Raw genomic sequence first — 11,817 nt, forward strand, 5'->3', positions numbered from 1 at the left:
ATCCGGGGCGTCACGAGATGCCCAGCTGGTTGTCGATGAGGTCGAAGATCTCGTCGTGCGAGGCGGACTCGATGTGGTCCGCGGTGACCTGTCCGGCGGGTTCGCCGGCTTCGAGGCGGGCCAGCACCTCGCGCAGCCGCTGGGAGAGCCGGTCGCGGTCGGGGGCGTCGGGCGCGAGGCCGGCGACCAGTTCCGCGAACCGGTCCAGTTCCACGAGCGGCGCGGACGCCTTGGCCGGGGCCGGCCGGCCGGTGGTGGCCGCGAGGTGGCGGGCCAGTACGTCGGGGGTGGGGTGGTCGAAGACCATGCCCGCCGGCAGCCGGACGCCGGTCGCGGACGACAGCCGGTTGCGCAGCTCGACGCCGGTGAGGGAGTCGAAGCCGAGTTCCTTGAACGCCCGGGTGGGCTGGACCAGTTCGGGCGAGGGGTGGCCGAGGACGGCCGCCGCGTGGCCGCGCACCAGGTCCAGCAGCGCGGCGTGGGCGTCCGCCTCGGACAGCCCGGCGAGCCGTTCGGCGAGGCCCGCGGCCCGGCCGCCGCCGTCGCCGTTCGCCGCGGCGGCCCGCCGGCGCGGTGCCCGGACCAGGCCGCGGAGCAGCGCCGGGACGTCCTGTCCGCCGCCGGCGCGCAGCGCGGCGGTGTCCAGTCGCGCGGCCAGCAGATAGGCGTCCTCGGAGCGCAGGGCCGCGTCGAAGAGGGCCAGCCCTTCCTCGGAGGTCAGCGGGGTGACGCCGCTGCGGCTCATGCGCCGTAGGTCCACCTCGCCAAGATGGCCGGTCATGCCGCTGCGTTCCTCCCACATGCCCCAGCCGATGGAGAGGCCCGGCAGGCCCTCGGCGCGGCGGCGTTCGGCGAGCGCGTCCAAGGCGGCGTTGGCGGCCGCGTAGTTGGCCTGCCCGCCACCGCCGAGCAGGGCCGCGGCGGAGGAGAACAGGACGAAGGCGGCGAGGTCGTGGTCGCGGGTCAGCTCGTGCAGGTTCACCGCCGCGTCCGTCTTCGGGCGCAGGACGCGCTCCACCTGCTCGGCGGTGAGGGAGGAGACCACGGCGTCGTCGAGGAGTCCCGCGGCGTGGACGACAGCCGTCAGCGGATGCCGTACGCCGGCCAGGACCTCGGCGAGCCGGTCGCGGTCGGCGGCGTCGCAGGCGACGACGCTCACCTCCGCGCCGAGCGCGGCCAGTTCCTCGCACAGCTCGGCCGCGCCGGGGGCGTCGGGGCCGCTGCGGCTGGTCAGCAGCAGGTGCCGTATCCCGTGTTCGGCGACGAGGTGACGGGCCACCAGACGGCCGAGGGTGCCGGTGCCGCCGGTGACGAGAGCGGTGCCGTCGGCGTCGAGGGCGGTGGGCGGCAGCAGCACGTTCTTGCCGGTGTGCCGGGCCTGGCCGACGTACCGGAACGCCTCGGGGGCCCGCCGTACGTCCCAGCAGGTCAGCGGCAGCGGGGTGAGCGTGCCCTGACGGAACAGGTCGAGGATCAGCTCCAGCGTCTGCGCGATCCGTTCCGGGCCCGCCTCCGCCAGGTCGTACGCCCGGTAGCGGACCCCGGGATGGGCGGCGGCCACGGTGCCGGCGTCACGGATGTCGGTCTTGCCCATCTCCAGGAACCGCCCGCCGCGCGGCAGCAGCCGCAGGGAGGCGTCGACGAACTCCCGTGCCAGACAGTCCAGTACGACGTCGGCGCCGCGTCCGCCGGTCGCGTCGAGGAAGCGGTCGGCGAAGTCGAGGGTGCGGGAGGAGGCGATGTGGGCGTCGTCGAGGCCGAGGCCGCGCAGGACGTCCCACTTGCCGGGGCTCGCGGTGCCGTACACCTCGGCCCCGGCGTGCCGGGCGAGCTGGACGGCGGCCATGCCGACACCGCCGGCCGCGGAGTGCACCACGACCGTCTCGCCCGCCTTCAGGCCGCCGAGGTCGAACAGGCCGTAGTGGGCGGTGAGGAAGGCGATGGGCACGGTGGCGGCCCGGGCGTAGGACCAGCCGGGCGGGATCGGGGCGAGGGTGCGCCGGTCGGCGACCGCGACGGGGCCGAAGGCGCCGCCGAAGACACCGAACACACGGTCGCCGGGGGCGAGATCGGTCACGCCGGGCCCGGTCTCCAGGACGGTGCCCGCCCCTTCGCTGCCGAGGATCCGCTGGTCGGGGGCGAGGCCGAGGCAGACCGCGATGTCCCGGAAGTTCAGGCCGGCGGCCCGGACGGCCACCCGGACCTCGCCGGGGGCCAGCGGGGCAGCCGCCTCCGGGGACGGTAGGAGCGCGAGGCCGTCGAGGCTGCCCTCACCGGTGGTGTCCAGCCGCCAGACCGCTTCGCCGGCCGGCGGTGTCAGCGTGCCGGGCCGCCCTGCCCGGGCCAGCCGGGGGGCGAGCGGGTTCCCCGCGCGGGCGGCGAGCTGGGGTTCCCGTGTGGCGAGGGCGAGGCCGAGCAGGCGGGGCAGGGCGTCCGCCGAGTCGTCGGTGTCGTCCAGGTCCAGCAGGACGAAACGGTCCGGGTGTTCGGTCTGGGCGGCCCGGACCAGGCCCCAGGCGGCGGCCTGTGCCGGGTCGGCGGGATGTCCGCCGGGCCCGGTCGCGACCGCGTGCCGGGTGACGACCACGAGGGGGGCGTCGCCGGAGCGGGGGTCGGACGGCCACCGCTGGACGACGGCGAGGGCGGCGGTCACGGTGTCCCGGACGCGGGCGGCCTCGTCGGGGCCGGTGGCGGTGGGGCAGGTCCAGACGACCGCCGTGGGCTGCGCGCCGGAGCCGGTGTCGTCGTGGTCCGCCCAGCCCGTGAGCGGGGCGGTGGCCTCGGCGCCGGGGGCGGGTGTCCAGTCCAGGCGGTACAGGCCGTCCCGGCCCGCCACGGCCGCCGCCAGCAGGTCCGGGGACAGCGGGCGCAGCACCAGCGACTCGGCGGACAGCACCGGCTGCCCGGTCGGGTCCCAGGCGTCCAGGCTCACCGCGTCGGGCCCGGCCGGGCCGATCCGGACGCGCAGTGCGGCGGCCCCGGTGGCGTGGGCGGTGACACCGTTCCAGGAGAAGGGCAGCCGGGCGGGGCCGGGCCGGTCGTCGAGGAGTGCGGACGCCTGGAGGGCGCCGTCCAGCAGGGCCGGGTGGACGAGGTAACCGCCGCTGTCCGACTGCCGTTCGAGCGCGACCTCCGCGTACACGTCGGTGCCGTCGCGCCAGGCGGCGCGCAGCCCTTGGAAGGCGGGGCCGTAGCGGTAACCGGCCTCGGCGAAGCGGTCGTAGACGCCGTCCAGGTCGACCGGCTCGGTACCTGCCGGGGGCCAGGTGGGCGGCGCGGGCGGGCCGTCGGCGCGGGCGCCGGGGGCGAGGGTGCCGGTGGCGTGCGGGGTCCAGTCCGCGCCGGGGTCGCTCTCGGGGCGGGAGTGGAGGCCGAGGGGGCGCCTGCCGCTGTCGTCGGGCGGTCCGACGCGCAGCTGGACGTGGACGGCGTCCCGCTCGGGGAGGATCAGCGGGGCCTGGAGGGTGAGTTCGTCGACGAGGGCGCTGTCGGCCTCGTCGGCGGCGCGCAGGGCGAGTTCCAGGAAGGCGGTGCCGGGCAGCAGGTTGGTTCCGGAGACGACGTGGTCGGCGAGCCACGGGTGGGTCCGGGTCGACAGCCGCCCGGTGAGCAGCTGCTCCCCCGAATCGGCCAGGTCCACGGCGGCCCCCAGCAACGGGTGGTCCGTGGCGCCCAGCCCGGCGGCGGCCACGTCTCCGGTGCGGACGGGGGCGTCGAGCCAGTAGCGGGTGCGCTGGAAGGCGTAGGTCGGCAGGTCCGGCGGCCGGCTCGTGCGGACACGGCCTAGGGCCGCGGGCCAGTCGACGGGTACGCCCTGGACATGGGCCTCGCCCAGCGACAGCAGCAGCCGGTCCCGGCCTCCGTCGTCGCGGCGCAGCGAGCCGACGACCACGCCCGTGACGGCGCCGTCCTCCAGCACCTCCTGGACGGCCGGGGCGAGCACGGGGTGCGGGCTCGACTCGACGAAGGTGGTGAATCCGGCTCCCGTCAGGGCCCGGACGGCGGGCTCGAACTCGACCGTGCCCCGCAGGTTGCGGAACCAGTAGTCGGCGGTGAGTTCGGGCCCCTCGATCCAGTCGGCCTCCAGAGTGGAGAACATCCGGGTGCCTGCCGTGGTGGGGGTGATGTCGGCGAGGACGTCGAGGAGTTCGGCGCGCAGGGGATCCATCTCGGCGGAGTGGGACGCGTAGTCGACCTCGATGCGGCGGGCGCGTACGCCGTCCTTCTCGCAGGAGGTGAGGAGTTCGGCGAGGGCCACGGTCTCGCCCGCGACCACGGTGGAGCGCGGGCCGTTGACGGCCGCGACCGAGATCTTCTCCCCCCAGCCGGCCAGCAGTTCGCGCACGCGGTCGGCGGGCAGCGCCACCGAGGCCATGCCGCCGTGCCCGGCGACGGCGCGCAGCAGCCTGCTGCGCAGGGCGACGACCTTGGCGCCGTCCTCCAGGGTGAGCGCCCCGGCGACGACCGCCGCCGCGATCTCGCCCTGGCTGTGGCCGAGGACGGCGTCCGGTTCGACACCGCAGGACCGCCAGGTCTCGGCCAGCGACACCATGACCGCCCAGAGCGCGGGCTGGACCACGTCCACACGCTCCAGGTCCGTGGCGGAGGCCAGGACCCCGGTCAGGGACCAGTCGACGTACGGGGCGAGGGCGCGTTCGCAGGCGGCCATGCGGGCGGCGAACACCGGCGAGGAGTCGAGCAGGTCGAGTGCCATGCCGGTCCACTGGGCGCCCTGGCCGGGGAAGACGAACACGGTGCGGCCGACGGCGGTCGCGGTGCCCCGGGCCACGGTGGCGAGGGGTGCGTCGGCCGCCAGGGCCCGCAGTCCGGCGGTCAGTTGCTCGCGGTCGCCGACGAGGACGGCCCGGTGGTCGTGCCGGGTGCGGGTGGTGGCGAGGGCCAGGCCGATGGCGGCGGCGCCCTGCCCGGGGTGGGCGTCTGCGTGGTCGGCGAGTCGTTCGGCTTGGGCGCGCAGGGCTTCGGGGGTGTGGCCGGAGAGGACCCAGGGGACGGCGGGTCCCTCGGGGGGCGCGGGCTGCGCGACATCCTCGTCGACGTGGTCGACGTGCTCCAGGACCAGGTGGGCGTTGGTGCCGCTCATGCCGAAGGAGGAGACTCCGGCGCGGCGGGGCCGGTCGGGACCGGCGGGCCAGGAGCGTTCCTCGGTCAGCAGTTCCACCGCGCCGGCGGACCAGTCGACCTGCGGGGTCGGGGCGTCCACGTGCAGCGTCCGGGGCAGCACCCCGTGCCGCATCGCCTCCACCATCTTGATCACACCGCCCACGCCGGCGGCCGCCGAGGTGTGCCCGATGTTCGACTTCAACGACCCCAGCCACAGCGGCTCTTCGCGGTCCTGGCCGTAGGCGGCCAGCACCGCCTGCGCCTCGATCGGGTCCCCGAGCCGGGTTCCGGTGCCGTGCGCCTCGACCACGTCCACGTCACCGGGTGACAGCCGGGCGTCGGCGAGCGCCGCGCGGATCACGCGCTGCTGCGAGGGACCGTTGGGCGCGGTGAGCCCGTTGCTGGCGCCGTCCTGGTTGACGGCGCTGCCCCGCACGAGGGCCAGCACCCGGTGGCCGTTGCGGCGGGCGTCGGACAGCCGCTCCAGCAGCACCATGCCCACGCCCTCGCCGAAGCCGACACCGTCGGCGGCCGCGGCGAAGGGTTTGGAGCGGCCGTCGGGGGCCAGGCCGCGCTGGCGGCTGAACTCGACGAACAGTTCGGGGCTGGACATGACGGTGACACCGCCGGCCAGGGCGAGGGAGCATTCACCGGAGCGCAGCGCCCGTGTCGCGAGATGCAGGGCGACCAGCGAGGACGAGCACGCCGTGTCGACGGTCACCGCCGGGCCCTCCAGGCCGAGGACGTAGGCGACGCGGCCGGAGACGACACTGCCCGAGTTGCCGGCGCCGAGGAAGCCCTCGACCTCCTCGGGGATGTGGGGCAGGAGGCGGGCGGCGTAGTCCTGGTGCATGACGCCGACGAAGACGCCGGTCGCGGTGCCCTTCAGGGCCGCCGGGTCGAGGCCCGCGCGCTCCAGCGTCTCCCAGGAGGTCTCCAGGAGCAGCCGCTGCTGCGGGTCCATGGCGAGCGCCTCACGCGGCGAGATGCCGAAGAAGCCCGCGTCGAACTCCCCCGCGTCGTACAGGAAGCCGCCCTCCCGCGCGTACGAGGTGCCGTGGCGTTCGGTGTCGGGGTCGTGGAGGGCGTCCAGGTCCCAGCCGCGGTCGGCCGGGAAGGCGGCGATGCCGTCGGTGCCGGAGGAGACCAGGTTCCACAGGTCCTCGGGCGAGCGGACACCGCCGGGGTAGCGGCAGCCCATGGCGACGACGGCGATCGGGTCCTCGCCGGTCGCCGCGCCCCTGCCGGCGGCCGGGACGGCGGCCGGCACGGGGCCGGTGTCCGCGCCGAGCAGTTCGCCGCCGAGGTGGGCCGCGAGGACCTCGGGGGTCGGGTGGTCGAAGACGAGGGTGGCGGGCAGCCGCAGTCCGGTGGCGTTGCCGAGGCGGTTGCGGAGGTCGACGGCGGCCAGCGAGTCGAAGCCGAGGTCCCGGAAGGCGCGGCCCGGCTCGACGGCCTCGGGCGACGGGTGGCCGAGTACGGCGGCGACCTGGGCGCGTACCAGGTCGAGGAGTTCACGGCGGCGGCCGGGGGCATCCAGCGCGGCCAGCCGTTCGGCCAGCGGGCTCCGGTCGTCCTCGGCGGCGGTGGCGAGGGCGGCCTGGCGGCGGGCGGGCAGCCGGACCACTCCGTGCAGCAGACGGGGTACGGGTTCGCTCTCGGCGCGGGCGCGCAGCGCGGCCGTGTCCAGCCGGAGGGCCACCAGCAGCGGTTCGTCGACGGTGAGCGCGGAGTCGAGGAGGGCGAGGCCCTGCGCGTCGGTCAGGGGCGGCAGGCCCGAGCGGGCGATCCGGCGGACCTCGTCGTCGCCGAGGTGCCCGGTCATGGCGCTGCGCCGCTCCCACAGCGTCCAGGCGACGGACCGCCCGGCCAGGCCCTGGGCCCGGCGGTGGTGGGCCAGGGCGTCCAGGAAGGCGTTGGCGGCGGCGTAGTTGCCCTGTCCGGGGCCGCCGAAGGTACCGGCGGCGGAGGAGAAGAGCACGAACGCCGCGAGGTCCAGGCCGGCGGTGAGCCGGTGCAGGTTGAGTGCCGCGTCGGTCTTGGGCCGCAGGACGGCGTCGACGCGCTCGGGGGTGAGCGAGGAGATCACGCCGTCGTCGAGCACTCCGGCGGCGTGGACGACGGCCGTCAGCGGACGCCGTACGCCGGCCAGGACCTCGGCGAGCCGCTCGGCGTCGGCAGCGTCGCAGGCGACGACGTCCACCTCCGCGCCGAGCGCCGCCAGTTCCTCGCGCAGCGCGTCCGCACCGGGGGCGTCCGGGCCGCCGCGGCTGGTCAGCAGCAGGTGCCGTACGCCGTGTGCGGTGACGAGGTGACGGGCGACGCGGGCGCCGAGCAGTCCGGTGCCGCCGGTGATCAGGACGGTGCCGTCGGGGTCCAGGGGCGGGGCCGCGTCGTCGTCCTGTACGGGGATCCTGGCCAGCCTCGGTACGAGGACCTCGGAACCGCGCACCGCGAACTGCGTCTCGCCGGTGGCGGTGAGCACGGCGGCGAGGGCGGCCGGCAGGTCGGCGTCCGGGTCGAGGTCGACGAGGTGGAGGCGGTCCGGGTGCTCGGTCTGCGCGGAGCGCACCAGCCCCCACACCGCGCTGTGCGGCAGGTTCGGTACGTCCTCGCCGGGCCGGGCGGCGATCGCGCCCCGGGTGACGAGGACGAGCCGTGTTCCGGTGAACCGGTCGTCGGCGAGCCAGTCCTGGACGAGGGCGAGGGCGTCGTGCACGGCGGTGCGGGTGGCGTCGGCGAGCCCGTCGGCCCGGTCGGCCGGGGCCGCGCCGAGGTCGGCGAGGACGAACTCCGGCAGCGGCCCGTCGGCGTCGCGGAGCGCGGCGAGGTCCGCGTGGCGGGCGACTCCCAGGGTGTCCTCGGTGGGGCCCAGGACCGCCCAGGAAGGCGTCGTGGGGCCGGGCACCGGGCGGACCGGTGTCCAGTCGAGACGGAACAGGGAGTCGTGGTGGCGTCCGGCGGCCGGGGCCGTGAGACTCCCGGCGCCGACCGGCCGCAGGGCCAGGCCCGCCACGGTCAGGACGGGCCGTCCGGCCTGGTCGAGGGCGCGCAGGGTCACCGTGTCGGGGCCGGCGGGGGTGAGGCGCATCCGCAGACCGGTCGCGCCCTGCGCGTGGAGGACGGCCCCGGTCCACACGAACGGCATCCGGCCCTCGGCCGCCTCGCCGAGGCCGGTCGCGTGCAGGGCGCCGTCGAGGAGCGCGGGATGCAGCCCGAACCGTGCGGCCTCGGCCTGCAGCTCCGCCGGCAGGCTCGCCTCCGCGAACACCTCCTCCCCCAGCCGCCACGCCGCACGCAGGGCCTGGAACGCCGGCCCGTACGCGAAGCCGCCCTCCGCGAAGCGCTCGTACAGCCCGTCCAGGTCCACCGGTTCCGCGCCCGCCGGCGGCCAGGCCGCCGCCTCCGGCTCCGCCTCCTCGGCGGCGGGAGCCAGCAGCCCCCGGGCGTGGCACGTCCACGGCGCGTCGTCGGTGCCGTCCGGGCGGGCGTGCAGGCTCAGCGGGCGGCGCCCGTCCCGGTCCGGGGCGCCGACGGCGAGCTGTACGGCGACGCCGCCGTCCGGGGGCAGGACGAGCGGGGCCTCCAGGGTGAGTTCCTCGACCTGGCCGCAGCCGACCTGGTCGCCCGCCCGTACCGCCAGCTCCAGGAAGGCGGTGCCGGGCAGCAGGGCGGCGTCACGGACGGCGTGGTCAGCGAGCCAGGGGTGGGTGCGGGTGGAGAGACGGCCGGTGAGGAGCAGTCCGTCCCCGTCGGCGAGGGCGACGACCGCGCCGAGCAGCGGGTGGTCGGCGGCGGCGAGCCCGGCCGAGGCCATGTCGCCCTGGGGGGCGGCGGAGTCCTCCAGCCAGTACCGGCGGCGCTGGAACGCGTACGTCGGCAGGTCGGCCCGGCGGGTGCGCCGTCCGGCGTAGGCGACACGCCAGTCGACGCGTACGCCGTGGACGTACAGCTCGCCGACGGCGGCGAGGAACCTGGCCCGGCCGCCGTCGTCCCGGCGCAGCGTGCCGATGACCACGGCCTCGTCGGCTCCGGCCGCTCTGGCGGTCTCCTCCATCGGGACGGTGAGCACCGGGTGGGGGCTGACCTCGACGAGGACGTGGTGGCCGGCGGCCAGCAGGGCGCGGGTGGTCTGTTCGAACTCGACGGTCCGGCGCAGGTTGCGGTACCAGTAGCCGGCGTCGAGGCCGGTGGTGTCGAGCGGTTCGGCGGTGACGGTCGAGTAGAAGGGGATGTCGGAGGGGCGGGGGCGGATGTCGGCCAGCAGGCCGAGCAGTTCGTCGTGGATGCGCTCGACGTGGGCGCTGTGCGAGGCGTAGTCGACGGGGATCCGTCGGACTCTGAGGTCGCGGGCGGTGAGCCGGTCGATCAGGTCGTCCAGCGCCGCCCGGTCGCCGGAGACGACCACGGAGGCGGGCCCGTTGACGGCGGCGACGGACAGACCGCCGTCCGCGTCGCCCAGCAGGGCGCGGACCTCGTCGACCGGCAACGGCACGGACGCCATGCCGCCGGCCCCGGCGAGCGCGACGATGGCCCTGCTGCGCAGCGCGACGACCTTGGCGCCGTCCTCCAGGGACAGCGCCCCGGCGACCACGGCGGCGGCGATCTCGCCCTGGCTGTGCCCGGCGACGGCGGACGGCTCGACACCGTACGACTGCCAGAGCGCCGCCAGTGACACCATCACGGCCCACAGCGCGGGCTGGACCACGTCGACGCGGTCCAGCGGCGGGGCGCCGGGGGCGTCGCGCAGTACGTCGGTCAGGGACCAGTCGGTGTGGGGGGCCAGGGCGCGTGCGCAGTCGGCGATCCGCTCCGCGAAGACGGGCGCGGTGTCGAGGAGTTCGGCTGCCATGCCGGTCCACTGCGAGCCCTGGCCGGGGAAGACGAACGCGGTGTCGGCTCCGGGGCCGCCGGTGCCGCGGAGCAGTCCGGGCTCGGGGGTGTCCTCGGCCAGGGCCCGCAGGCCGCGCAGGAACCCCTCCTCGTCGGCGGCGACCACGACGGCACGGTGTTCGAGGGCGGCCCGGGTGGTGGCCAGGGCGTGGCCGATGTCGAGGGGCCGCTGTCCGGGGTGCGTGTCGAGGTGGGCGGCGAGGCGGCGGGCCTGGGCGCGCAGGGCCTCGCGGCTGCGGGCGGAGACGGGCCAGGGGAGGGCGGTCAGGAGGCTGGGCTCGTCGGCCGTGCCGGACGGGTCGGCCTCGCCCTCGGGGGCCGGGTCCGGCTCGGTGCCCGCCTGTTCGAGGACGATGTGCCCGTTGGTGCCGCTGATCCCGAAGGACGACACGGACGCGCGGCGCGGGGCGCCGGTCTCCGGCCAGGCGACGGCCTCGGTGACGAGTTCGACGGCGCCGGCCGACCAGTCGACGGTGGGGGTGCGTCGCTCGGCGTGCAGGGTGGGCGGCACGGTGCCGTGGCGCATCGCCATGACCATCTTGATGATGCCGCCGACGCCCGCGGCGGCCTGGGTGTGCCCCAGGTTGGACTTCAGCGAGCCCAGCAGCAACGGCCGGTCGGCGGGCCGGTCCTGCCCGTACGTGGCCAGCAGGGCCTGTGCCTCGATGGGGTCGCCGAGCGGGGTGCCGGTGCCGTGCGCCTCGACCACGTCGACGTCGGCGGGGGTGAGCCCGGCGTCGGCGAGCGCCCGTCGGATGACCCGCTGCTGGGCGGGCCCGTTGGGGGCGGTCAGCCGGCTGCTCGCGCCGTCCTGGTTGACGGCGGTGCCACGGACCAGGGCGAGCACGGGGTGACCGTTGCGGCGGGCGTCGGAGAGCCGCTCCAGCAGGAGCATGCCGACGCCCTCGCCCCAGCCGGTGCCGTCGGCCCCGGCGGCGAAGGACTTGCAGCGGCCGTCGGCGGCGAGCCCGCCCTGCCGGCTCATCTCGACGAACGGCACCGGCGTCGACATGACCATGGCGCCACCGGCCAGCGCCAGCCCGCACTCCCCCCGGCGCAGCGCCTGGGCGGCCAGGTGGAGGGCGACGAGCGAGGAGGAGCACGCGGTGTCGACCGTGACCGCCGGACCCTCCAGGCCGAAGGTGTACGAGAGCCGGCCGGAGGCGACGCTGTCGGAGTTCCCGTTGCCGATGTACCCCTGGATGTCGTCGGCGACCTGGCGCAGCCGTAGTCCGTAGTCCTGGTACATCACGCCGACGAACACGCCGGTGTCGCTGCCGCGCAGCCCGCCCGGGTCGAGGCCCGCGCGTTCGAACGCCTCCCAGGTGGTCTCCAGCAGCAACCGCTGCTGCGGGTCCATGGCGAGCGCCTCGCGGGGCGAGATGCCGAAGAAGCCGGGGTCGAAGTCGGCGGCGCCGGTGAGGAATCCGCCCTCGGCGGCGTACGTCGTGCCCGGGCGCTCCCGGGTCGGGTCGTACAGCGCGCCGAGGTCCCAGCCCCGGTCGGCGGGGAAGGCGTCGACCGCGTCGGTGCCGGAGGCGACGAGCTGCCACAGCTTCTCCGGGGAGTCGACCCCGCCCGGGTAGCGGCAGCCGATGCCGACGATGGCCACGGGCTCCTGCTGCCGGCCCTCGACCTCCTGGAGCCGCCGCCGGGTGCGGTGCAGGTCGGCCGCGACCCGCTTGAGGTAGTCGCGGAGCTTGTCGTCGTTGAGCGTGCCGTCAGTCACTGTGCACCGTCACCTTCGGGGCCTTCGTGCGGGAGGGGCCGGGCGTGGGGAGCCGCCGTCGCGCGGATGGGGGC

1 protein-coding gene is annotated in these 11,817 nt (G+C 76.4%); it reads right to left on the reverse strand.

Translation table 11 applies throughout. The features are described from left to right. Positions 1–10: 10 nt before the first annotated feature. Entirely contained in the window at positions 11–11,743 is an 11,733-nt protein-coding gene (locus PYR72_RS03255; RefSeq protein WP_275453767.1) for a type I polyketide synthase, read from the reverse strand. Between the last annotated feature and the right edge of the window lie 74 nt (positions 11,744–11,817).

Source organism: Streptomyces sp. VNUA24, assembly GCF_029167005.1.
GTDB lineage: Bacteria > Actinomycetota > Actinomycetes > Streptomycetales > Streptomycetaceae > Streptomyces > Streptomyces scabiei.